A 24,394-nucleotide genomic window follows, 5' to 3' on the forward strand; every position below is an offset into this window, starting at 1 on the left:
CCCAATCCTTGTGCTTTTGCAAGATTTGTACAACTCCAACCGAGTGTGATGGCAAGCGTGACTATTCCTATTCTACTGTAAAGAGACATTATATGTTAAAATTCTGTTCAATCCTATTAAAACCAGTTCCGGCACCGCAAAGATGGGTGGTTTCAAGTTACTTTCAAAAAAAGCGGCATCCCCACCACATAATACTACGCGTAAAGCCGGGTAATTGTGCCGGTACCGCTCAATAATTCCTTCGATTTCAGCAAGTGTGCCGTTCATCACACCGCTTTGCATGGCCTGACGGGTACTTTTTCCGATCAATTCCGGCTCTTTTTCAGGCTCAAAAAGTGGAAGTCTTTTAGTAAACGTGTGCATCGCGTTGAATCGCATCCGCACCCCCGGGGAAATTAATCCCCCCCTGAAATGCCGCATTCCGGTCGATGAGATCGTAGGTAATGCAGGTCCCCATGTCGATCACAACGAGATCTTCGCCCGGAAAGAGGAAATTCGCACCCGCAGCCGCGGCAATGCGGTCGGCACCAAGGGTTTGCGGGGTGTCGTAATTTTTGACAATCGGAAGCGGGGTTTCCGGCGTCAGGCCGATCACTTTCACCGGGTCGCCCAGGGCCTCCTGAAATTCTTCCTGCGTCATGCTGACCGAGGAAAAAAAAGATATTCCGGCAACCCCTCCCTGATGCTCCGGATCAATTCCGGGAATTCCAGGTGCGTCGTATATCGTATAAGTTTTTCCCCTTCGAACCATCCGATCTTCGAAAAGGTGTTCCCCGAATCCACAACAATGTTCATAGTACCGCAAAATTCCGATTTTCCTGGCATAAAAACTAAGATTTAAAGGAAGTTACCACACGCTTATTCACTGAAATACCGGTTTTGTCAGAGATTTTTTGTCATATGAAAGGACTATCAATCCGCTTGGCACGGTTTTTACGTTAAACATTTGGAAATTAAACGATGTATGTCTACCTTCGTCCATCCAAGTCAGTATCGACTTTTAAATCCAAATTCATCTCGAGGTAACTTCTAATCCCAGCGTTATCGAGATTCAAAAATCTGCCGATTTATTGTCAATACTTCCTGTTTGTACCAGTTACAATTTTTCAGATTTGATCCATCAAAGTTTTGCAGTTAGTAAAGTTCTTCGCGCGGACTTTCATAACAAATGCTTATTAACCTATCAATGACCATCACGTGACCGCAGGGCACGCAGCCCTGGTACATCCAATTATATTCACAACCTTATTGTCCAATTGGTAAAGTGACCCTTTACTTTCCATTTTCTGTATGCCTACAATTGATGATTTAAACATTAAGCTTTTATCAGAGCTACGAGAAATAGCGGGTGCTCTGGGAATACCCGATCATGCCAAACTTCCCAAAAAAGAACTGATTAACCGGATTATGTCGCAGCAGGAAGCGCCAGCACCTGTTGCTGAGGCGGTTGTCGCAGAGGCTTCCACAGTGGAAAGCCCCTCCGCCGATACGGCCGAACCCAAGAAGAAACGCGCCAGAAGGCCCATCGAGCCGACTCCGGTGCCTGTTCCGGTGAACAGCAAGGGCGGAAACGACCGCTCGGCCCGCAATAAAAAAGACAGCAACCAGCCCGTCGCTTCTTCCGCACCGTTATTTGACCCTCCTGCACGTCAGGAGTTCCTGAAGCGCCAGGAAGAGCGACCAAAAAACATAGATACTTCGCTGGAAATCGATGATGACATCGATACACTCGGCGACCTGGGCAGGGAGGAGATCATTATTCCTGCCGAACTGGAAGCGGAACCGGAAGTTACGCCGGTAGCCGAGGCCGTGGAAGAAAAAGCCGCCCCGCTCTCGCAGGAGCCGGTTGTACAAGCCCGCGAGGAACGTCCTTTCCGGCCCCAGCAGCATGAAGCGCAGGAAAGGCATCAGCAGCCTCAGGCACAACGCGAAGATCCGTCTTCCAAAATCAAACGCAACTACAATAATTATGTAAGGGAGTTCGATGGCCTGATCGTCAACGAAGGCGTGCTGGAAATCATGCAGGATGGCGGCTACGGCTTTCTTCGTTCCGCGGATTATAACTACCTGGCAAGCCCCGACGATATTTACGTTTCGCCTTCCCAAATCAAACTGTTTGGGCTGAAAACCGGCGATACCGTAAAAGGTCAGATCCGCCCGCCGAAAGAAGGCGAAAAATACTTCGCGCTCCTGCGCGTCGAAACCGTTAATGGTAAAACCACCGAGGAAATCCGCGACCGTATCCCGTTCGAATACCTCACGCCATTGTTCCCCGACGAATGCCTGCGGCTGAGTTCGCGCCCTGAACAATATTCAACCCGTATCCTGGATCTTTTTGCACCCATCGGAAAAGGTCAGCGCGGGATGATCGTAGCGCAGCCCAAGACCGGCAAAACGGTGCTTTTGAAAGAAATCGCGAATGCGATTACCCGCAATCACCCTGAAGTATTTCTCCTGATCCTCCTGATCGACGAACGGCCGGAAGAGGTTACCGACATGCAGCGCAGCGTTCGGGCGGAGGTTATCGCATCTACATTCGACGAACAGGCCGACCGCCACGTGAAAGTAGCGAGCATTGTTCTGGAAAAGGCCAAAAGAATGGTGGAATGCGGCCACGACGTGGTGATTTTGCTTGACTCGATCACACGTCTGGCACGGGCTTATAACACGGTCGTCCCATCGTCCGGTAAAATCCTTTCCGGTGGTGTGGATGCCAATGCCTTGCACAAGCCGAAGCGTTTCTTCGGTGCGGCACGTAATGTGGAAAACGGCGGTTCCCTGACCATTATCGCTACCGCTTTGATCGACACCGGCTCTAAAATGGACGAAGTTATCTTCGAGGAATTCAAAGGTACCGGTAATATGGAATTGCAACTCGACCGCAAGCTGTCCAACAAACGCGTTTTCCCGGCTATCGACGTAATGGCTTCCGGAACCCGCCGGGAGGACCTTTTGCTCGACAAGGAAATCCTCAAAAAAGTGTGGATACTCCGCAAGCATATGGCCGATATGAATGCCATGGAATCTATGGATTTCCTGTTGGAACACATGAAAGGGACACGGAACAACGAAGAGTTCCTGATCTCGATGAACCGATAAATAAACAAAGCCCGGACATTTCCCGGGCTTTGTTGCGTTACGGCCCCTCCTATTGCATCTTGTCTGCCGGAATCTTATTTTTAGGTAGTTAACACACATTGCCTACCGTTAAACTTCCGTTCCTCATGTTCAATAGCAAGGCGCTCTGGTGGACCTTCCTGGGATTCTGGATAGCAGGTTCGATTTATTGGCATGTATGCAAAATCGAGCAATACTGCGACATGCTTTTCGATTCGCAGGCCCTCCTGCCCGAAATGCCCGCGCAAAGGGGCCAACTGCACTTCTCTTTAAAAGACATCGGTTTTCCCGCTTATCATATTGAGCTTACCCATTTCTGGCAGCATGCGATCATGATCGGTGTAGCCCTGGTATTGGGTTTCGTGCTCGGAACGACCTATGAAATCAAGAAAACGAGGGATTTGCGGTATAAGCTGAACAGGATCAACCGGGAGCTGGCCTATTACCAATCGAAACAATGAATTTTCCCACCGTTTCTATGGACTTTGACAGCCTTCCAATGGCCGTAGCGCAGATTACCCTGCTGCTGCTCACTGCAACCGTGCTCGGATGGATACTCGCGAAGATGATTATCAAACGGAGAATACATAACTTGCAGGAATTAATCGAAGAAAAGAAATACGAACTCGCTCAACACCGGACTTTAACGAACACCACAGTGGATTATCCAATCGCTACCAACGCTTCCAAAACCGTTTACCCGACCATCAGCCCCGACCACGCGCCAGACGACCTTAAAGTAATTGAGGGAATAGGCCCTAAAATCGAGGAAATACTCAACAGGGAAGGCATTCATACCTACGAGCAGCTCATGGAAACGTCACTGCTCCGCATTGCCAGCTTCCTAAAAAAAGCCGGCCCGCGTTATCAACTCCACGATCCGTCGACCTGGCCTCAGCAAGCGGCCCTGGCCAAACAACAGAAATGGGAAGAGCTGGAAAGGTTAAAACTGAAACTGATTTCGGGAAGAGAATAAAACAGAAAAGCCGCTTTGTGAGCGGCTTTCTTTATTACTACACTGCACATTCAGTTACAATGTGCCGACAGTTCTCTGAATGAAGCGGGTCAGGTCGTTTCCTGCGAGCATTCCCTGAGAAAGCAATGCGAGGTCGTAAAGCTGTTTCGCAAGCGTTTTTTGCTCTTCCTCGTTCTCCGAACCGGCAATCTTGCCAATAAGCGGGTGGTTCGAGTTCAGTGAAACCGTATACATCAACGGCATATCGCCAAACATCGAACGCTGGCCCGAAGAAGCCTGCATGTCGGTCATGCGGCGCATGAACTCCGGAAATGTGATCACGACGGGCAGCTCGTCCACCGGCATCGCTTCCACCTGGATATGAGCCGTTTTATTTTCGGAAACACCTTCGAAAATCTTTTTCACCTTTTCCTGATCTTCGGATGAAAGAATGCTTTCGAGCTTCACCTCTTTTTCAACCAGCTTGTCGAGCGTATCGGCGTCGACGCGCTTGATATTGATTTTTTCCAGTTTCTGCTCCAATGCGTTGATAAAATGCGAGTCGATAATGCTGTTTAATACCAATACGTCATAGCTGCGTCTCTTAGCCGACTGGATGAATGCATCCTGCTTTTTCTCATCGGTCGTGTAAAGCCAAACCAGTGAGCCGTTTTTGTCGGTCTGGTTTTCCTTGATATGTTCGCGGTACTCTTCGAATGTAAAGAACTTGCCTTCCGTGTTCTTCACCAGGCAGAAATCCTTCGCTTTCTCATAGAATTTATCATCGCTTATTATACCGTATTTTATGAACAGGCCGATATCATCGAATTTCTTCTCAAACCCTTCGCGGTCGTTTTTAAAGATTTCAAGCAATTTGTCGGCTACTTTCCGGGTAATGTAGCCGTTAATTTTCTTCACATTGCCATCCGCTTGCAGATAGCTGCGGGAGACGTTCAACGGAATATCCGGGGAGTCGATCACACCGTGCAGCAATTGCAGAAAATCGGGAACGATGTCCTTCACCTCGTCGGTAATGAATACCTGGCGGCTGTAAAGCTGGATTTTCTCACGCTGGGCCGAAAAATCGTTTCGCAGTTTCGGGAAGTACAAAACGCCCGTCAGGTTGAACGGATAGTCCACATTCAAATGGATCCAGAAAAGCGGGTCTTCACCGAATGGATAAAGTTCTTTATAGAATGCAAGGTAGTCTTCGTCTTTCAAGTCGGAGGGATTCTTCGTCCAGATCGGGCTCGGGTTATTGATGATCTTGTCCTCGAACTCGATCTCGATTGGCAGGAACTTGCCGTACTTTTCGAGAATACCGCGCAGGCGGTGCGCGTCGAGGAATTCTTCAGAATCTTCGGCGATATGCAGGATAATGTCGGTACCGCGCTCCGCTTTTTCTGCCGGAGAAATTTCAAACTCTGTCGAACCGTCGCATTCCCAACGTACCGGCTCGGCGCCTTCCTGGTACGATCTGGTGATGATCTCCACGTTTCCGGCCACCATGTACGCGGAGTAGAAGCCCAGGCCGAAGTGACCGATAATGCCTTTGTCGCCTTCGCCCTTATCCTTATACTTCTCTACGAACTCCGTCGCGCCGGAGAACGCGATCTGGTTGATGTACTTTTTGATCTCCTCGGCGGTCATACCGATACCATTGTCGCTGATTGTGATCGTTTTGGCATCTTTGTCAAGCTTGACAACTACTTTGAGATCGCCCAGCTCCCCGTTGTATTCGCCATAGGAAGCCAGTTTTTTAATTTTTTGCGACGCGTCTACCGCGTTGGAAACGAGTTCTCTAAGAAAGATTTCGTGGTCCGAATAAAGGAATTTTTTGATAATCGGAAAGATGTTCTCGGTGTGAATGCTCAAATTCCCTTTTTCCTGAATCACTGATTCCATAGTTATGCTATCGTTTGTTTATATTTTGAGATTGTAATTCCGCTTCGCAATACGCGCCAGAAATATGCGTTCCAATTACAATCAAAATGCCTGCCAGCTGACACATTGTCAGTACACGCTTGATCCGGTGGTACGCACACTCGGTCAGTTGGTATGTCAAAGGCTTTTTTACTAATATTGCGACCGGTAAACAACTCAACTAAAATCACCAAACCAGTTCCGCCGAACACCAATCTCTGACATGAATCTGATTAAAAAACTTTTTTGCGGGAGTAATCTTTCTCAGCGGGTTTTCTGCCTGCACCACCATGAACTCCGTTCCTCTTTCGAATTACACTGTTTTTACCGAAGATCTCCGTCGCGATCTGGAAGCTGCCAATATTTCCCTCTCGAAAGTTCAGTTCTTCAACGACAAGTCGATCAACATCCGTCGCGAGGTAACCGACCCGAACGATATCAAGGTAAATCCCGAAGGACAAATTACCATGAGCAACGGCAAAAGCATTCAGACTATCAACGTGCTGCCATTCACTCCTGGAGTCGCATTGAGCACGGGCGATGGTACGATCAACGTTTCGTGGGACGATACGCAGCAGGATACCAAAGGGATGAAGTTCAACCTCAGCGGCCAGAATTACTTTCTGGACGTGCTTCCCAACAACAAATTCGAATACAAGGAGCGCACTTTCGATTTGCAAAACGGCAACGGGGCGCGTCTTTTTGTCAAGAAAGACCTGTTAAAACAGGTGAAAAACCAGAGAGAGACGTTGAAAGGGCGCAAAGTGAACCAGTAAATTTGCGCAGTCATCCAAAATAAAAAGGTCGGGAAATCCCGACCTTTTATTGTTTTGAATGTTCCTTTTTATCAGTTTAGGTTAAAATATTGGCTTTTCTTTCCATCCGAACGGGGTTTCTGGATGATCTGCGAATTACGGATCAACACGATCACCACCAGTCCGGTAATGATCGCCAGAGCGATTTGCAAAAAGGAGATGATACCAAAACTGGCCACATTCACTTTCGACGCTTTCATCAAATCCTTTCCGATCGTCGATTGTATGCCCGCAAGTTCGTTCAGGTTTAATATGGTGCTTTCAAAAGTAGCCGCACCCGGCGCGGAAAATACCTGTTTGGCTTCTGCAAATGCCCCTGCCCGGCATAAGGCGAGCACCTGATTCTCGAGCTGCGTGTATTTCGCCGTCTGGTTCTTGAAAACATCGAGACTTTTTGCCTCCTGATCTACCAGATACGTTTTTTCGAACGCCTGGATTAGCGAGTCGATATTGCGGTCGTGCATGCTCAGCTGCTCCTTTACGTGCGCGGGCGGCTCCTGCATTTCGGAGTAAAGATAATTTTCGAGCGACAGCCGCTTCCTGTACAAATTTTCCGTCAGGTACAGAATGGTAGTTGCCGGAACCAGGCGGTCCCTGTAAATGGACGAAAACGATTCATCGATTCCTTCCACATTGTACCGCGAAATCATCGTACCGCCAACGATCAATGCCATGATCCCCCCCAACAAAATTGCAGCTTTAAATTTCTGCTGAATAACAAATGACCATTTCATGGTACCACTTCATGGATTGATAATTAACTTTCCCAAGGTATCAATGTATTTACAAAATACAAAAATATCTTTTTATATTAACGAAATAAGTACAAGCTGTAATATCTGTTTTGCAATGTACACACAAAAAAAGCGCAGAGGCAACTTGCCCCTGCGCTGCTGCGGCCGTCGAATCAGTTCTGCTGACCGCCGCCTCCTACAACATCCGTGTTGTTAACCGATTTGGTCTTCTTCTTAGGTGCATTAAAACTCATTTTCCCGATGGAGTAGCTGAACGTGACCTTGAAATTACGGTTGTAAAGTTGTGTGGCGCCGGTTTGTACGAATTGCGGAGAAGTCAGGTCCGATGTAAATCGTACGCCCTTCGTGAGGAAGTTCTCCGCACCGAAGCCGACGCTGCCTTTCTTATTAGCGAAATCCTTTTTGAACCCTAGTGAATATAGGTAAAAGCCTGTACGCGTTCCCTGCAACTGTATTTCTTTACCGCGATAAAAGCCGAATGCCTGCACTCCCCAGCCGTTCCGCAGTGAAATCTGCGACATCAGGCGGCCGCCGAAATTGAAACCGGAGTTACTGGCCTCCACCGAAGTGCCATCCAGGCCGGTCGTCTGGCCTTCCAGATAAGAATGCAGGATATCGATGCTTCCGTTCAATGTCCATTTCGGCGTGAGATAAACATTCGCGAACACGTTGGCGCCATATGCCCGTTGTTTGCCGATATTCTCGTAAGTCGTTACGATCGCTCCCTGCAGAGTATCCACCGCCATTCTCACCTGTGTGATCGAGTTGTTGGTCTGACGGGCGAAAACGGACGCATTAACGTAGGTCTTCCTGATATTGGTGCTCAGCCCCAATTCAAAATTGTCGGTCAGTTCGGGGCTCAATGCCGGGTTACCGGTGCTGATGCTCTGCGGATTCGAAAGATTGACATTCGGGTTGAGTTGCTGAATGCCCGGCCGCTGAATACGCCGGTTATAGGCGGCTTTCAGGGTGGTACTGCCCGAAAGCGCTTTCGACACATTGATGCTCGGTACCAGGTTTCCGTAGTCGGGGATATCGATCACTTTCCGGTCGCCCATATCAGCGGTAATTCCGGTGTATTCGTACCGCGTTCCCAGTTTGAACGTGTACTTGTTTTTGGTAGAAAGTGTGTAGGAAACATAGCCAGCCGCCACATTCTGTTTATAATTCAAAACACCCGAGGGATTGGTCGTACTCAATGCAAACTCGCCCGACTCTCCCGCGGTAAAATATTTGTAATCGCTATCCACGGTCCTGAAAATACCCTTCGCGCCGAATTCCAGCATCTGGTTCTTGCCCAGGGGTGTCTGGTAATCGGTTTGCAGTGTCAGTTCCGAGTTCTCGTTTTTGTTTTCGTTTTTCAATTTGCTGCCCACCGCGCCCGATTCGTTGAGCATGTCGGTGTTAAAGTTGTTCGTCAGACCGGTGCGGCTGTACAAAGTCGAAATACTCCACTCCTGCTGCGGTTTGAATGTGCGGATATAATCGATATTGAAATCCACCGTTCCCGAAAGGTCCTTGCGATTGACCTTGCGCAATGAGTTGTTGCTTAGAACGCCGTTTTCGTATTGGTTGATTGTAAGGTCCTGTTTCTGGATAAAATTCCGTGTCCCGTAACGCAGGCCCGCCGACAGCGCCTGATTTTTCCCCAGGTCGTAATCCCAGCCCAGCGAATAATGCCCGAACAAGCCACGATCTTTTGCCGTTGAACTCTGATTGGTCAGAAAAGCGCTGCCGCCGGAGTAGGTCGTCTGGTCGAGCACCGAAGTCGCCTTGTTATAAAATGCCCGTCCGAAACCGCCAAGCGTAAAACCCATCTTGCCTTTGCGGTAACTTCCGTTCAAGCCCAGGTTGGAGCCGCGGTTACCGACGCCGGAATCGATATTGAGTGTCAATCCCTTGCAGGTTATTCTTTTTGGTAATGATATTGATGATCCCTCCCGAACCTTCGGCATCATATTTGGCCGATGGCGACGTAATTACTTCCACGGATTTGATCATATCCGCCGGAATCTGCTTCAATGCGTCGGCAACATTACTGGCAATGATCGTCGAAGGCTTGTTGTTGACCAAAACCCGGATATTCGAACTTCCGCGCAGCGAAACGTTTCCGTCCAGGTCTACCGAAAGCATCGGTACTTTGCGCAAAAGGTCTGACGCATCGCCGCCTTTGGAAGTAATGTCCTTTTCCGCATTAAAAACCATCCGGTCCACTTTCTCCTCGATCATCGACTTTTCCCCGGTAATGGTTACCTCCTGCAAATTCTGCACGTTCGCCGCCAGCCTGACCGCGCCTACCTCCACATCCTTCCCATTCACGACCGTTATATTTACCGCTTTGTCTTTGTAGCCGATAAACGAGAACATCAGGCGGTAAGTCCCCGGCGCGACCTTCGAAATCGCAAACTTCCCATTCTCATCCGCCGTGGTGCCGTCGACCGTCTTGTTCTCGGCGACATTGAATAATGCAATACTGGCAAACTCCACGCCTTTCGCAATTGCTGAATCAAGTACAATTCCTGAAATCCTCGAATTGCCCTGCGCAGGCGCCTGCGCGAAAGATCGATTGACCGAAATGGCCAGAAAGAAGGTTAAAACAAATAATCTGACGGTTGATAACAACGGGTTGTTCATGGTTTTGTTGGTTAAATCAGGAGGGCGCATTCGTCACTTTCCTACTTAAATACAATTCTCGACACAAAGGAAAAATATACTTTACAGTTATTATTTGATAATAGATGGCCTCCCCGATTTCATCGGCGAATCGGCATTTTCCGGATATCAATCCGAAAACCGGCTCGGCCCTCGAACCTGCTGTATGTGCTGGTACAATTTTGTTGAAGAAGGCAGACAATACCGGAAAAATGCGGATTACTACCCTATTTGTCATTACTTTGGGATATCAAACGCCAACTAACACGGCCCGATACGCGCCGACATACTCTTCCGTTCATGAATGACATCGTCATAGATTTTAGTAAAGTTCACCAGATAAAGCTATTCGGAATCACGGTCATGGAACCGTCGACGGTGCTCACGAGCCTCGTGATGACGGCCGTGTGCATCTACGCCTTCTTCCACCTGAACAAACTGGGGCGGGCACATCGTATGTACAAGCAGATCCAGTACTTCTTCCTCTTTATGGCCATTGCAACCGCTATTGGCGGTGTATTGGGGCACGGCTTTCTGTACCTCACGGGCATGCGGGGCAAAATTCCGGGATGGTTTGCGAGCATGATTGCGGTAGCATTGTTCGAGCGGGCGGCGATCTGGCACATCAAGCCGCTGCTCCATCACAGGAACGGGCTGATCCTCGGCTGGCTAAACTATGTGGAACTCGTTATTTTCTTTGCCCTGACCTTCATTACGCTCGATTTCCGCATCGTCGAGATACACGCATTTTACGGATTGTTCCTGATGCTCTTCATGATCGAGATTTATGTTTACAAAAAGAAAAAAGATCCGGGAAGCAAAAACATTTTTATCGCGACTTTAATGGGCGCCGTCGCGGCGGGCTTCCATGCCCTGAAATTCAGCTTTGGTCCGTGGTTCAATTATAACGACATTGCTCACATCCCGATGTCGCTATCGATCTGGTTCTACTATCAGGGGGCGCGGCATATGACGTACTATGGCAAGGAGATGATCGTGCCGGAAGAAGTTATAGCCGAAGAAGGGGATGCGTAACCGGTGCATTCAGCTTGCGAAAGGTTGCGGTTATCAAGCGAGAACAAACGAAAGCTTCAAATAAAAAAGCGGATGCCCGTTACAGGACATCCGCTTTTCATTGATTGCTGGTCCATGGCCGATAGCTGATCGCGCCCGAACTTCGTGGTGCCTTACTTGTTCGGCTGTGGCGTGTAGCGCAGGTATGGCTTCACGATATTCAAACCTTTTGTAAACTTCTTCTGCGCGTCTTCGGTGCTCACCGCCGGAACCACGATCACGTCCTCGCCGTCTTTCCAGTCGGCAGGGGTTGCTACGGAGTAATTCGCGGTGAGTTGCAGCGAATCCACCACGCGGAGGATTTCGTTAAAGTTGCGCCCCGTTGAAGCAGGATAGGTCAGCGTCAGCTTGATCTTCTTGTCGGGACCAATCACAAATACCGAACGAACAGTCGCTTTTTCGCTGGCATTCGGGTGGATCATATCATACAATTGTGCCACCTTGCGATCTTCGTCGGCGATGATCGGGAAGTTGACTTCGGTGCTGTTCACCTCGTTAATGTCGGGGATCCAGCGGTTGTGCGAATCCAGATCATCCACACTCACGGCGAGTACTTTCACGTTGCGTTTCTCAAACTCACCTTTCAAAAGGGCCGTTTTACCCAGCTCGGTTGTACAAACGGGAGTAAAGTCAGCGGGGTGAGAGAATAGCAAGCCCCAGCTGTCACCCAGCCATTCGTGGAATTTAATGGGCCCCTGCGTGGTATTTGCTTCAAAATCCGGTGCGATATCTCCTAATCGAAGTGACATAATGGTGAAGGTTAAAGAATGAAACATTAATCTACTAACATTGTAGAGTAGAACACAAAATTAAGTAAATAGTTTCATTAACACCGAATTCTTGTATTAATAAATCAGGCAGAAAAATAGCTTACCAGATCCTCCTTATACCCTGATAATGTTCCGTTTAACCAATTTTAACCGCTTTTTAAGGCTTGTTTAATTGCGTTTTAATCGCTGCTAGGCTCTTTTGAAAACGAAAACCGGGGCCACCCACGCGGTGTCTGCGGCGATCAGGTCAAATCTTTATCAACATAATCGGCCTCAGCCATGACAGCCCGGATACGCGCTTTCGATGAACAAACGGCATTGCAAGAAGTGAAGTGTTTCCTACCAACGTGGCCTTCGACCGCTTCACCGGCCGGCGCGAATCCGTTGAAGGCATTTCAGAGCTTTGGTTTTCATGAAGCGCTCCGCCAGGCGAGGGAAATCCTGGGCTTGCATACCACGCTTTCCCTGGACGAATACCGTTCGTTTTACAATTCCAAAAAAGTAAGACCGGAAATCCTCGAAAAGGTGGTGCAGGAAAAGAAGGGGGCGGCCAAAACCTTCGAATGGCAGGATAAGGCATTGATGAAGAAGTATCCCATCTCCGGTCCGCCGCGGAGGGGGCAATTGAGGGCAAACTGGAAAAAACAATATAAAATCGATCTCGATGAGGCAGTGCATCCGAAGCTGTTCCGCATCCTGGGCCGTTATGTGGACCAGGGCCTGGCCGACTGGATGTTCCCCGTACGCGGGCAAGGCCTGCTCGACTCCCTGCGCGAAATGGAGTCGAACAGCTACGTGAGCGTATTCAGGACATCCCGTGCGCGGGACCTGCTGGTTCGCACAAATCCGTCTATTACCGGGTTGCTCGGCATGATCGTGGGAGAAGAAACGCTCTTTCGGCAGTATCTATTCGATCAGCAATTCGCACACCTGGGATGGTCGGCGCTGATCTGCGAAATAGAAAAGGGCAATGCCCTTCCCGGAAGGCGGACAGCCTCTCTGCACGACGTGGCGGTTTTTGAACTGTTGCTCGAAATAGACGAGCTCGACTACCGGACCGACGGGCGGTGGCTACCTCTGTCGGTCATGCTGGCCGAGCGCCCGCCCGCATTGTTTGACGATGTGCCCGCCACCGAAAAGGACGAGATCCTTGAAATCTGGCAGGAGGCAGTTGAGTGGAGCTGTTATGACGCCGTCCTTACCGCGTTGAACGACGAGAATGGACGTGAACGCGCACCGGCTTACTTACCAGGTCATGAGAAAAGTAATGCAGGTCCAGATACGGTTTGTATTATAGGCGGAAGTTGGCTGGCGGAACGCGTTTCCACCGCCTGCCGCGCATCGCTGAAAACGTATGACTTCGCGACCGACCCGCATGGCAACACATTGGAAAAACTTCTTGGAAGGGTGCTATCCGCCGATGCCCCGGCAAGCCTCGGGCGCTTTTTCTCCCGGACGGGACTGACGGGAACCGATGGATTCGACATCCCAACGGACGATGTAATCGGGCTCGTGGCCACCGCCGGGAATGCTCCGGGCGATCTCCGGATCGGTTTACATTCGCCGGCAAAAGCGGATGTTCTTCCCGTTCGTCTATTGTGCGTGGTGGAGCAATGCCCCGAAATAGTGCTGAATGTGATCGTGCGTTCCCGGGCAATGCACGAATGGTTCGCCAACGAATGGATTCACCTGGTGGTCGTCGATCCGGGCTCGGGTGAGCTGCGTATTTTGAAAAACGGGAAGATGACTGCGTACAAACAGGATCGCCGGGCGACAGGCCGACGGTTAGTCGAAAATGCCGTCCATTAAATATTCGCTATCGGTGGCCGGTGGTTGGTGAAGCCGCATTGCCGATTGATATCGGTTGCCGATAGCTTTTTTGCATTGATATGTTTTGGAATGATTTCCATTTTGACAGTTTAACCGCTGCCTATCTGACGGTCGGGCTCCTGATAATGCTCCTCGCCGCATGGTATGGCCGCAAAACAATGGATGGCAGGCAATGGCCAAAATTCGGTTACGCTGTAATGCTTTTTTGTATTGGTTACTGCCTTACCATCCTGTCGGGCAGCACGAAAGCGCTGGTGATTGGTTGGGAACTGATGGGCATAGCTTCGTTTCTATGTATGATCCCGCACAGAAACCTGGCAACAGGCAATTCGGCGAAAGCCTTCTTTATATATCGCCTGGGTGATGTGGGCTTGCTCCTTGCCATGTGGGCAAGCCACCACCTGTGGCGGGAAAATACCGCACTGATCTCGTTCCTGCTGCTGGCGACGGCCTCGGCGCAGTCGTCGCAGTTGCCATTGTCGTCATGGCTGCCACAGGCCATGGACGCGTCTTCCGCGGCGGGTGCCATGCTACTCGCTGCGCTGGTTGTTCAAATGGGCGTATTTCTCCTTTTACGCAGTATGCCGCTTTGGGAGCATCAGTTATCTGTACGCATCCTGATCGCATCGCTCGGAACAGCGACGGCGGCTTTGGCAACCGGCTTCGCACGGGTCGAACCGTCCATGAAACGGCGTATCGCTTTTGCTTCGATGGCACAGGTAGGACTCATTTTTATCGAAGTAGCGGCTGGTTTTAAAGAGATAGCGATGGCCCATGTCGGGGGGAAACGCACTGCTGAGAGCCTACCAGCTGATAATATCGCGCGGCCTGACCAGTATCGGCATCCGGAAACACAATGCTATAAGCTGGACCGAAACCTGGGAAGACCGCCTTCCTAAAAGGCTGCAATACACACTCTACGTACTGTATATAAAGGAATGGGGGGGTCTACACGCGCTTGTCCCGATACCTAAAATCCTGATATTGATATGACTAACCCGCTATTCCGCTGCGGTAATCCGATAATCGAGTTTCATAATTATAGTTAACCTGTTCGTTTAAGTTTCGGAAACCATCTCATGTTTAAAATGAGATGGTTTTTTGTTTAATTTGAACTAACCCTGCACATTTTGCTTTTTTGAAATAAAAAACCGGCCTGTACCCTTGAAGCTGCCCGTCTATTTGGATAATAATGCAACCACCCCTGTCGATCCGCGGGTTTTACAGGAAATGCTCCCGTATTTCACAGAGCGGTTCGGGAATGCGGCCAGCCGTACGCACGCTTATGGCTGGGAGGCGGAAGAGTCGGTCGACATTGCCCGCGAGCAGATCGCCAGTCTCATAGGCGCGCACCCGCAGGAGATCGTGTTTACCTCCGGCGCAACCGAGGCTGTGAACCTGGCAATCAAAGGTGTTTTTGAAAATTCGGAGCGGGAGAAAAAACACATTGTCACCGTTTGTACGGAACACAAAGCGGTGCTCGATACCTGTAAGCATATCGAACGCCTTGGCGGCTCGGTAACCTACCTGCCGGTGAATGCGAATGGCCTTATTGACCTTACCGACCTTGAAAATGCCGTTACACCCGATACGATTCTTATTTCGGTCATGTATGCCAACAATGAAACGGGGGTGATACAACCGATGCGGGAAATTGCCTCGATTGCCCGGAAACATCACATTCCATGTATGTCGGACGGCACGCAGGCGGTGGGCAAGATCCCGGTGGATGTCCAGAATGACGGCATCGACCTTCTTGCTTTAAGCGCGCATAAAATTTATGGTCCCAAAGGTGTGGGAGCCTTGTATGTGCGCAAAAAAATCCCGCTGTCGCGCTTACCGCGCAGATCGACGGCGGGGGGCACGAACGCAATATGCGAAGCGGCACGCTGAATGTCCCCGGTATCGTGGGCCTGGGACGGGCCTGTGAAATCGCCGGGGCCGAAATGGCCCGTGAAAGCAAACGGCTCACCGCGCTCCGTAATGCATTCGAAGTGGAACTGCTCGTATTGCAAGACATTGAAATCAATGCGGAGGACGCCCGCCGGTTACCGCATTGCACGAATATCTCGTTCGGGCAGGTGGATGGCGAGAAGCTGATATTCGAAGCGGGTTCCGATCTGGCGTTTTCCCGCAGTTCGGCGTGCACCTCGGCAACGCTGGAACCCAGTTACGTATTAAAAGCCATGGGTTTTTCAGACGAACGCATCCATAACTCATTCCGGTTCAGCTTTGGGAGGTTCTCTACCGAAGAACACGTAAACCACGCGGTTTCCGTTATTTCCAGGATCGTAAAACAACATCGCCATGAAAGAAATCACGGACATCATCCGGTCGTATGAGCAGGCACTGACCTCGGGCAAACGCATGGCGCTCGCGACGGTCGTGCATGTGGACGGCTCCTCTTACAGGCGCCCCGGCGCTCGTATGCTCGTCACGGACGACGGCCAGCTCACAGGCGCCATCAGCGGCGGCTGCCTCGAAGGGGACGCACTGCGCAAAGCATTACTGGCGATTTCCCAACAAAAAAACAAGCTCGTAACTTACGATACCACCGACGAAAACGATACCACGCTGGGTGTCCAGCTGGGTTGCAACGGAGTCGTACATATTCTTTTTGAACCCATTAAAACAGACGACCCCGAAAACCCGGTGGAATTGCTGAAAAAAGTTGCGGCCAAACGACAGAATGCGGTACTGGTAACCTTATTCTCCCTGCAATCACGCACGGGAGCGCAGCCTGGCACATGTTTCCTGCATTTACAGGCCGACGACCGGGCCATCTGCAATTGTACCCCGGAAATGTACGATCAACTGCTTTCGGAAACCCGGGCCGCCTACCAGCGTGGCGACTCGTTTTTCAAAGCATTCGGCCGGTCGCTTACCGGTTTCGTGGAGTATTTCAATACACCACCATCGCTGGTCATCGCGGGAGCCGGCAACGACACCATTCCCCTAACTGAAATGGCCAGCGTGCTGGGCTGGGAAATAACCGTTGTCGACGGCCGTACGGGACATGCCACACGGCAGCGATTTCCAAAAGCGGGCAAAGTGCTGGTAGCGCGGGCGGAAGACGTATTAAAACACATTCCTATCGACGAGCGGACATTTGTGCTGCTGATGACCCATAATTACAACTACGACCTGGCATTACTCAAACAGCTGCTTACGGTCGACGCCTGCCGGTATGTGGGTGCATTGGGCCCGAAGAAAAAGCTCGAACGTATGTATTCCGAACTGGAAAGCGGAGGAATGTTGATTACAGACAAGCAAAAAACAAAAGTTTACGGCCCGGTAGGATTGGATATCGGTGCGGAAACCTCCGAAGAAATCGCATTATCGGTACTTGCCGAGATCAAGGCTGTGTTAGGCAGGCGGGCCGGGCTTTCGCTTCGGGAAAAGCTGGAACCGATCCATAGCCGGTCGGACCAGCGCGTGGATTACACCCGTGACGAGAAAGAGGAGTTCCTCTGCGCCATACAAACAACCACACCCTGACCGCCCATGGTGCACGACGAATATGGCATCGTAATCCTGGCTGCGGGCAATTCGTCCCGGCTCGGAGAACCCAAGCAATTGTTGCAATTTAATGGCAAAAGCCTGATCCGGCACATCGCGGAGGCCGCGCTGGACGTTGTCGGGGGAAATACGATCGTCGTTACGGGTGCTAATACCACGTTAATCGAAACGGAGCTGGAAGACCTGCGGTGCCAATGTGCATACAATCCCGACTGGCAGGAGGGAATGTCGGCTTCCATTAAAACCGGCATTCATGCATTGGAATCGCGTGATCTGCAAATAAAAGGCTGCATCCTGGCGGTGAGCGACCAGCCATTTGTATCCGCCGAAGTTTTCAATGCATTAATTCACGCGTTTGAAACAACCGGAAAACCCATCGTCCCCTCGAAATACAGCGACTCGTTAGGCACTCCCGCCTTTTTTGCCGCCTCCTACTTCCCTGCCCTGCGCCAACTTACCGGTGCCGAAGGTGCCAAAAAGCTGTTCAATCGCTACACTGACGACGTTTCTGCCTATGCGTTTCCAAAAGGTAGCATCGACATCGACACCCAGGAAGATTATAAGCGGCTGATATCCGGCATTTAAACCACTATTTCCTCCGGGCTCCATTGGAAATTAAATTTTCGCTTCCCTATTGTGAATGTCAGATCATCAGTTACATTTGCAGTGTACTATTTAACTAGAACACTAAAACAACTAAGCCATGATTCACCTTGAAAAGGTTTCTTTTGGGTACGGCAAACGTAAAAAGTTATTTGAAAATCTCGACCTTCACCTCGACACCGGGCATATTTACGGACTGCTTGGGAGAAACGGCGCGGGCAAGTCGAGCCTATTGCGAAATATAGCCGGCTTACTTTACCCTACCAGCGGACGCATCGATGTGGCCGGTTACGAGCCCCGTAAACGACTGCCCGCATTTTTGCAGGACATTTTCTTCCTGCCGGAGGAGATTTACCTTCCGTCGGTGACGGTCGACAAGTACCTGAGTCTCATGGCGCCGTTTTACCCAAAGTTTGACGAGCGGCTTTTTCGGGCATACATCGCCGAACTCGACATTCCGGAAGGCAACAAGTTGACAGGCATGTCGTACGGGCAGAAGAAAAAGGTGCTGATCGCGTTCGCGCTGGCGACCAACACCCGCGTGCTGATCATGGACGAGCCTACCAATGGGCTGGATATTCCTTCGAAAAGCCAGTTTCGCAGATTGGTATCGTCGGCGCTCGACAAAGACCGCCTCATCCTGATCTCCACCCACCAGGTTCGCGACCTCGACAATCTGATCGACGCCATTATTATATTGGAAGACAGCCAAATACTCATCCGGCACAGTCTTGAAACTATTTCAGAACGCCTGTGCTTCGGCACATTGCCCAGCATTGAATATGACAACCGCGTGCTCTATTCGGAACCTTCGTTACGCGGGTACAAAGCTGTTTTCGAAAATTCCGCGCAGGAAGAAAGCCGCGTCGATCTGGAGTATTTATTCAACGCGGTAATTGAGAACCCCCAGCGGATCAGCCAGATATTTGCCTATTAGCCATGAAAATTATATTCGTTCTCCTGCTGGCAGCATTGGTGCTGATGCTACGGCACATTTTACCATCCCTGGTCCCCGTTCACTCATCCCCACTTATATTACTATGAACCAGACATTTAACATTCACCGCCTGACATTGATGCTCCGGTTTGATGCAGCTGAGAAAGGTAGGAATTACCTGATGATGGCTTCCCTATTGCTTTTTGGCACGGGAGCTATGATGTTTCCAGTCACATTGAGTACTGAATTTAGTCCCTTTCTTGAATTGTTGCATCATTTTGCATTAATGATGATCCTCCTTTTTGGTGGCAGCTTGTATACCAGTAATGCATTTTCGCAATTCTCCGACCCTTCAACTGGTATTGCCTCGCTGATGCTGCCGGCATCGAAGATTGAAAAGTTTTTAAGCTCACTCGTTCTGAACTGGCTTTTTGTAGTCCCTTTCATAGCCATTTTTTTCCAGCTGCATTATCTGACGTTCGATATAGCCAATGCGAAACTCACGCAGCCTGGTGCCAGGTATGAATACATTAACCGGGACGTCGTTACCTATGTTTCGTTTTGCTATTTTTTGATCCAAAGCTCCGTCTTTCTTGGTTCAATATGGTTTAAAAAAGCGTCCTATGTGAAAACGGCGATCATATTCGTTGGTATATCGTTTCTTCTCTGCTGTGCCAACTTTGTATTGGCATCCAGGCTCGTGATAGCTGCCAGCCCCGGTGTAATGCCTGCAAAAGTCAATGCATTTCCACTTAGCGGCTGGAAAATATGGTTTTACAATCCGGATAAGTCGCAGAATTTCCTATACAATTCGACATTTTATCATGTCCCATTTCCGGATAACCTACTATTAGCCGTCCAAATAGCGACTGCTTTCGTGGCAGCCATATTCTGGGTTTGCGCTTATTTTCAATTGCGTGAACGGGAAATATAATTTTCGACTATGGATTTTAAAGATAAACAAGCCATCTATCTGCAAATCGCCGACTATATCTGCGAACAAATCCTGCTAGCCAAATGGCCTCCCGGGGAACGTATCCCTTCCGTTCGTGACTTGGCTGCCTTGATGGAGGTCAACCCAAATACGGTGATGCGTACTTATGATTTTCTGCAAAGTCAGGAGATTATTTTTAACAAGCGGGGCATCGGTTATTCCGCTGATGATAAGGCTGTCGAAAAAATATTGGCATACAAGCGCGAACGTTTTCTCGCCATCGAATTACCGGACCTTTTCAAGAGTCTATATCTGCTGAACATCGGCATGGACGAGGTCAGCGAAAGATATCAGAAGTTTGTCGAAGAAATGTACCCTTTAACCTCGTAAGTTATTATGAAAATAAGCACGATATTGCTCACCTTCACGGTCACCAGTTTTATACTATTTACATTGGGCTCCAATATTTTCCTCAAGACCGAATTTAGCAAAATTGACAAGACGGATCCTTTTTATGGATTTGTGAGCCATGGTGTGAAGCCTTTCAAATACGTCCGGCTTAAAGGCGCAGGTTTAGGGCTGACCCAGATAAGTAACGGTTCAATCCCTGAAATCAAACTGAACATAGAACGGAAGTATCTGGAATGGAGTGTCAGCCACGATACGCTTACCGTGACTTACCTAGGAGACAAGATCGTTACTCGTCCACCGGTGGGTAAGTCATTCGATAGTCGCCCCGCGATTCACATCTCTGCTCCTGGTATTTACGGCGTGAGCTCAAACAACATTAAATGCAAGATCAAGGATTTAAAAACCGACCACCTTACGATCGACCAGACCGGCGATGGCATTGCATTGACAGACAATTCGATCGGAAGCCTGTCGGCGATGCTAAAAAGCGGGGCTCTGGTACTCGTCGATTCGCACAATCAAATCGGCGACTCAAACATACAGGTGCGCGATAGCAGTTCATTTACGAGCTCGCGCGATGTTTTTGGAAGCTTCCATGCAGAAGTAGATAGCACCGCGCACCTGAGCGTACCAGGAAGTCTGCTGAAAAAAATGAATAAGTAGAAAGCCCCGGGCCCTTCTTATTTCACCCCCAGCATCAAACTCGTACTGCCGCCTGCGTTCGTGGTCGGCAGTACGCCATTCCACTTCGCGACCCATTCCTGTTGAATGAGCAACGGCGTCAGTGTTTTTTGCCGCAATTGGTTGGCTTCCGCTTCCGCTTTGGCTTTGATCAATGTCGCCTTCGCCTGCCCTTCTGCGCGTGCGATGAGGACTTTCGCTTCGGCTTCCGCTTGTTTTGCCTGGTTTTCGGCCTTCAAACGGGCCTGGATGGAGGCATTCTTCTCGTCGATCATTTGTCTCAAAGACGGCGGCGGGGTAATGGCGGAGGTAAGCTGGTCGTAAATGAAACCGTCTTTACCCAAGGTTTTGGTTAAAACATTCTGGACGCGGTCCTCGAACACCTCGCGGTTGGACATTACGCTGTCGGATGTAAACGAGTTAGCTACGATGCGATAGGCGTCGTAAATGGTGTTTTTCATAAAACCTTGCTGGATTTCTACTAACGGTCGTCTGTATTGGCGGTAAATCTGCGGCACCTTGTCGGGATTTATATGGTAGTTGAGTTTGGGATCGACCTTGAATTCGGCGGCGTCTTTGGTGGTAATCACAAAAGATTCGTAATCGACACTTTGGGTGTAAGTTGGAAATTCCACAATCTTGGTCGTCCATGAGTTGTACCACACACGGCCGGTTACCATCGTGATATTGTCGACACCCTTGTCGCTGCCATACAGGTTAATGCGGATACCCACATTACCCGCATCGATGTTTTCGAAGGAAAACGGCTGGATCGCGAGCGTCATGATCAACACGATGAATGTCAGGATTCCGATAATAATGTTTCGCTTCATGTTCAATTACAGTTTGGATTTCAATTGGTTTACGATTTGTCCGACGACAGTATAAAGGAAGTAAAAAGCCAGCCCGATAATCGCCAACCCGGCAAAAACGAGCCAATCGGACTGCGCATTGACAAGCCGGAGCGCGTAGGTCACCACGATGACAACCGCCGCGATTTTCAGAATGTGTACCATGTGATCGAGGTTTGTTTGGCGTAAAATTAACACGTCGCTGAGCGAACGACCGTTAGATTTTATCCAATGGCGCTGCGGGTTGTCAAGCGCTTCAAAAACCCCATAAACAGCACGAAGCGCGCCGACGGATCGACGCGCTTCGCAGATTTGGAATAACAATATAAATCTTAAAGCAAGGCAGCTGCAGCCTCGTCCACAAACCAGTGTAATTGCCCTTTTACAGGCTGAATGATTTGTGAAGGATAAAGGTCCACATTCCTTTCCCCTGTCAAAACCTGCTTTAAAACCTCTGCTTTACCCGCGCCCGCCGCCAGGAAAGCCACGCAAGCCGCATTATTCACGACCGGGGCCGTGAGGGTAATACGGTACATATCCTGCGCTGGCAGGAAAAAGGAAGTTGCGAGCGCATTTTTCTCGTGAATCACTTCGGTCCCCGGAAAAAGCGACAATGTGTGACCATCGTCTCCCATTCCAAGCAATACAAAATCGAAAGTCGTTTCGGAGCCTTCGAAATAGGTCTTGACGATCTTTTCGTATTCAGCGGCGGATTCCTGCGGCGCAATGTCGGTGCGCATGATGTGGATATTTTCAGCCTTTACAGGCACCTTATCCAGCAGTTCTTCATAGCACATTTTTGCATTATTCCGCGAATCATCAAACGGCACCGCACGCTCGTCGCCCCAGAAAAAATGTAATTTCTCCCAGGGAATCGATTCTTTGTAAGGTGATTCCGCCAGCAATGCGTACAATGCCTTCGGCGTGCTTCCACCCGACAATACGAACGTGAAACGCTCCTGTCTCGCAAGCACTTGCTGAATGTAATTGTTAATCCACTCAGCAAGGCTGGCGCTCAATGCTTTGGTATCCTTCTCGATATGCAACTCCATAGCTTACGGGGTTGGAGGCAGGTTGAGCCATGTATGACCGTCGCGGGCGATGAGTGCATCGGCAGCGTCGGGACCCCATGAGTCGGGTGCGTAATTCGGGAAATCTTGCGGCGGGCGGTTCTCCCATGCTTCCAGGATAGGCATGATCACGCGCCACGCGGCGTCCACCTGGTCGTTACGCATGAACAGCGTGGCGTCACCTTCCATTACATCCAGCAGCAGCGTTTCATACGCTTCTGGCGCATGTTCGCCGGCTACCGCGTCGTAATCGAAAGTCATATCCACCGGATCGAGCATCATCGTTTGTCCCGGGCGCTTGGCCTGGAAGCGGATGCTGATGTCCATATTAGGCTGAATGCTGATCGTCAGACGGTTCGAGCGCCACGTTTCGGCAGATTCAGGCGGGAATGCATAGTGCGGCGCCTGTTTGAAATGCAATGTGATATGGGTTGCCTTTTGGTTCAGGTATTTACCGGTCCTTACGTAAAACGGTACCCCTTGCCAGCGCCAGTTGTCGATATAAAACTTCACAGCCGCGAACGTATCGATATTCGACTGCGGGTTCACGCCCTCTTCCTGACGGTAACCGACCACTTTTTCGCCTTTTTTCCAGCCACCCGAATACTGTCCGCGAACGGCGAAGTCGTGTACCTGCTCTTTGGTAATACGGCGGATCGCGTTCAATACGTCCACCTTTTTATTACGGATCTCATTGGCATCGAACGACACCGGCGGCTCCATCGCGATCATACAGAGGATTTGCAGGATGTGGTTCTGCACCATGTCGCGCAATGCGCCTGCGTGCTCGAAATAGCCTCCACGACCTTCCAGACCCACCGCCTCGGCAGCCGTGATCTGAATATGGTCAATATAGTTGCGGTTCCAGAGCGGCTCGAACAATGCATTCGCGAAACGTAGTGCGAGAATGTTCTGAACCGTCTCTTTACCCAGGTAGTGGTCGATACGGAAGATCTGTTCCTCGGCAAACATGCTCGAAAGCAGCAGGTTCAGTTCGTGCGCGCTTTCCAGGTCATGTCCAAATGGCTTCTCAACTACAATGCGGGTAGTTCCTTTGTCCCCGCATATCTTCAATGCACCCAGTTTCTGGGCGATCGAAGGAACAAGCTGAGGCGCTACCGCGAGATAAAAGATTACGTTGGGATGAACACCCCATTCTTCCTCTTTTTCCTTCACCAGATCGGTGATCTTGTGGTAAGCCGCCGCATCGTCGCCGTCCATTTGCAGGTACGAAACATGCTTGGTAAACTCGGTCCAGTGCCCGTTCTGTTTGCCTTTGCGGCGAGAGAATTTGGTCACGCCGTCGAGCAAATGCTCGTGGTATTTTTCGTTGGAATAGGCGCTCCGGCCGATGCCCGCGATCGCGAACTGATCGGGCATCCAGTTGTCCAGAAACAAGTTATAAAGCGCGGGTGTAAGCTTCCGGTAGTTGAGGTCACCGCTTCCTCCGAAAATGAAGAGTACCGAGGCAGGGGGACGTTTATTGGTTTGCATAAA

At 50.0% G+C, this 24,394-nt stretch carries 22 protein-coding genes and 2 pseudogenes; 14 read left to right on the forward strand and 10 right to left on the reverse strand.

From position 1 onward, the window contains the following. Positions 1-72 precede the first annotated feature (72 nt). Both ABV298_RS06305 and ABV298_RS06310 read right to left on the reverse strand, forming a co-directional pair. On the reverse strand, positions 73-363 hold the full coding sequence (locus ABV298_RS06305) for a type III pantothenate kinase (RefSeq protein WP_353721314.1): 291 nt from the start codon (positions 361-363) through the stop codon (positions 73-75). After that, positions 347-640, reverse strand: coding sequence for a type III pantothenate kinase (locus ABV298_RS06310; protein WP_353721315.1), 294 nt, complete (start codon positions 638-640; stop codon positions 347-349). The genes ABV298_RS06305 and ABV298_RS06310 overlap by 17 nt, the downstream gene beginning before the upstream one ends. Positions 641-1,290: 650 nt before the next feature. Between ABV298_RS06310 and rho the strand changes: the two genes are divergently transcribed. The 3 genes from rho to ABV298_RS06325 all read left to right on the forward strand — a co-directional run bounded on the left by rho (position 1,291) and on the right by ABV298_RS06325 (position 4,093). Next, complete coding sequence (gene rho, locus ABV298_RS06315) at positions 1,291-3,099, forward strand: transcription termination factor Rho (protein WP_353721316.1); 1,809 nt, start codon at positions 1,291-1,293, stop codon at positions 3,097-3,099. A gap of 125 nt (positions 3,100-3,224) precedes the next feature. Continuing rightward, entirely contained in the window at positions 3,225-3,578 is a 354-nt protein-coding gene (locus tag ABV298_RS06320) for a hypothetical protein (protein WP_353721317.1), read from the forward strand. Next, positions 3,575-4,093, forward strand: a complete 519-nt coding sequence (locus ABV298_RS06325) for a hypothetical protein (protein ID WP_353721318.1) — start codon at positions 3,575-3,577, stop codon at positions 4,091-4,093. The genes ABV298_RS06320 and ABV298_RS06325 overlap by 4 nt, the downstream gene beginning before the upstream one ends. Before the next feature lie 54 nt (positions 4,094-4,147). On the opposite strand, the gene htpG is transcribed toward ABV298_RS06325, so the two are convergent. Continuing rightward, complete coding sequence (gene htpG, locus ABV298_RS06330; protein WP_353721319.1) at positions 4,148-5,977, reverse strand: molecular chaperone HtpG; 1,830 nt, start codon at positions 5,975-5,977, stop codon at positions 4,148-4,150. A 308-nt stretch (positions 5,978-6,285) separates the two neighbouring features. Here htpG and ABV298_RS06335 point away from each other — a divergent pair, with 308 nt between their 5' ends. Beyond that, on the forward strand, positions 6,286-6,771 hold the full coding sequence (locus ABV298_RS06335; RefSeq protein ID WP_353721320.1) for a hypothetical protein: 486 nt from the start codon (positions 6,286-6,288) through the stop codon (positions 6,769-6,771). Between the two features lie 71 nt (positions 6,772-6,842). Here the strand turns inward: ABV298_RS06335 and ABV298_RS06340 are convergent, their stop codons facing one another. Beyond that, the gene (locus ABV298_RS06340) at positions 6,843-7,544 is read right to left on the reverse strand and encodes an MCP four helix bundle domain-containing protein (RefSeq protein WP_353721321.1); all 702 of its coding nucleotides are present in this window, start codon (positions 7,542-7,544) and stop codon (positions 6,843-6,845) included. Positions 7,545-7,717: 173 nt separating this feature from the next. Further along, positions 7,718-10,199 (reverse strand): annotated as a pseudogene (locus ABV298_RS06345) (TonB-dependent receptor). Positions 10,200-10,517: 318 nt separating this feature from the next. Here ABV298_RS06345 and ABV298_RS06350 point away from each other — a divergent pair. Next, the gene (locus ABV298_RS06350; RefSeq protein WP_353721322.1) at positions 10,518-11,252 is read left to right on the forward strand and encodes a hypothetical protein; all 735 of its coding nucleotides are present in this window, start codon (positions 10,518-10,520) and stop codon (positions 11,250-11,252) included. Positions 11,253-11,404: 152 nt separating this feature from the next. Here the strand turns inward: ABV298_RS06350 and ABV298_RS06355 are convergent, their stop codons facing one another. After that, complete coding sequence (locus tag ABV298_RS06355) at positions 11,405-12,040, reverse strand: peroxiredoxin (RefSeq protein ID WP_353721323.1); 636 nt, start codon at positions 12,038-12,040, stop codon at positions 11,405-11,407. Positions 12,041-12,340: 300 nt separating this feature from the next. Here ABV298_RS06355 and ABV298_RS06360 point away from each other — a divergent pair, with 300 nt between their 5' ends. From ABV298_RS06360 to ABV298_RS06400, 9 genes and pseudogenes are all read left to right on the forward strand, one after another. Then, complete coding sequence (locus tag ABV298_RS06360; RefSeq protein WP_353721324.1) at positions 12,341-13,870, forward strand: putative inorganic carbon transporter subunit DabA; 1,530 nt, start codon at positions 12,341-12,343, stop codon at positions 13,868-13,870. 80 nt (positions 13,871-13,950) lie between these two features. Further along, the gene (locus tag ABV298_RS06365; protein ID WP_353721325.1) at positions 13,951-14,790 is read left to right on the forward strand and encodes a proton-conducting transporter membrane subunit; all 840 of its coding nucleotides are present in this window, start codon (positions 13,951-13,953) and stop codon (positions 14,788-14,790) included. 265 nt (positions 14,791-15,055) lie between these two features. Further along, positions 15,056-16,233: pseudogene (locus ABV298_RS06370) on the forward strand (aminotransferase class V-fold PLP-dependent enzyme). Next, complete coding sequence (locus ABV298_RS06375) at positions 16,199-17,389, forward strand: XdhC family protein (protein ID WP_353721326.1); 1,191 nt, start codon at positions 16,199-16,201, stop codon at positions 17,387-17,389. Before ABV298_RS06370 ends, ABV298_RS06375 begins: the two are co-directional and overlap by 35 nt. 6 nt (positions 17,390-17,395) lie before the next feature. Continuing rightward, positions 17,396-17,995, forward strand: coding sequence for a nucleotidyltransferase family protein (locus ABV298_RS06380; protein WP_353721327.1), 600 nt, complete (start codon positions 17,396-17,398; stop codon positions 17,993-17,995). Between the two features lie 118 nt (positions 17,996-18,113). After that, complete coding sequence (locus ABV298_RS06385; protein WP_353721328.1) at positions 18,114-18,950, forward strand: ABC transporter ATP-binding protein; 837 nt, start codon at positions 18,114-18,116, stop codon at positions 18,948-18,950. Between the two features lie 103 nt (positions 18,951-19,053). Further along, positions 19,054-19,884: a hypothetical protein gene (locus ABV298_RS06390; RefSeq protein ID WP_353721329.1), complete on the forward strand. Its 831-nt coding sequence runs from the start codon at positions 19,054-19,056 to the stop codon at positions 19,882-19,884. A gap of 9 nt (positions 19,885-19,893) precedes the next feature. Next, on the forward strand, positions 19,894-20,274 hold the full coding sequence (locus tag ABV298_RS06395; protein WP_353721330.1) for a GntR family transcriptional regulator: 381 nt from the start codon (positions 19,894-19,896) through the stop codon (positions 20,272-20,274). A gap of 6 nt (positions 20,275-20,280) precedes the next feature. Further along, complete coding sequence (locus tag ABV298_RS06400; protein ID WP_353721331.1) at positions 20,281-20,958, forward strand: hypothetical protein; 678 nt, start codon at positions 20,281-20,283, stop codon at positions 20,956-20,958. Positions 20,959-20,975: 17 nt separating this feature from the next. Here the strand turns inward: ABV298_RS06400 and ABV298_RS06405 are convergent, their stop codons facing one another. The 4 genes from ABV298_RS06405 to zwf all read right to left on the reverse strand — a co-directional run bounded on the left by ABV298_RS06405 (position 20,976) and on the right by zwf (position 24,391). Next, complete coding sequence (locus ABV298_RS06405; RefSeq protein ID WP_353721332.1) at positions 20,976-21,809, reverse strand: SPFH domain-containing protein; 834 nt, start codon at positions 21,807-21,809, stop codon at positions 20,976-20,978. Between the two features lie 6 nt (positions 21,810-21,815). Next, complete coding sequence (locus ABV298_RS06410; protein ID WP_353721333.1) at positions 21,816-21,992, reverse strand: hypothetical protein; 177 nt, start codon at positions 21,990-21,992, stop codon at positions 21,816-21,818. Between the two features lie 167 nt (positions 21,993-22,159). Further along, on the reverse strand, positions 22,160-22,879 hold the full coding sequence (pgl, locus tag ABV298_RS06415) for a 6-phosphogluconolactonase (protein ID WP_353721334.1): 720 nt from the start codon (positions 22,877-22,879) through the stop codon (positions 22,160-22,162). A 3-nt stretch (positions 22,880-22,882) separates the two neighbouring features. Continuing rightward, on the reverse strand, positions 22,883-24,391 hold the full coding sequence (gene zwf / locus ABV298_RS06420; protein ID WP_353721335.1) for a glucose-6-phosphate dehydrogenase: 1,509 nt from the start codon (positions 24,389-24,391) through the stop codon (positions 22,883-22,885). Between the last annotated feature and the right edge of the window lie 3 nt (positions 24,392-24,394).

Source organism: Dyadobacter sp. 676, from assembly GCF_040448675.1.
Lineage (GTDB): Bacteria > Bacteroidota > Bacteroidia > Cytophagales > Spirosomataceae > Dyadobacter.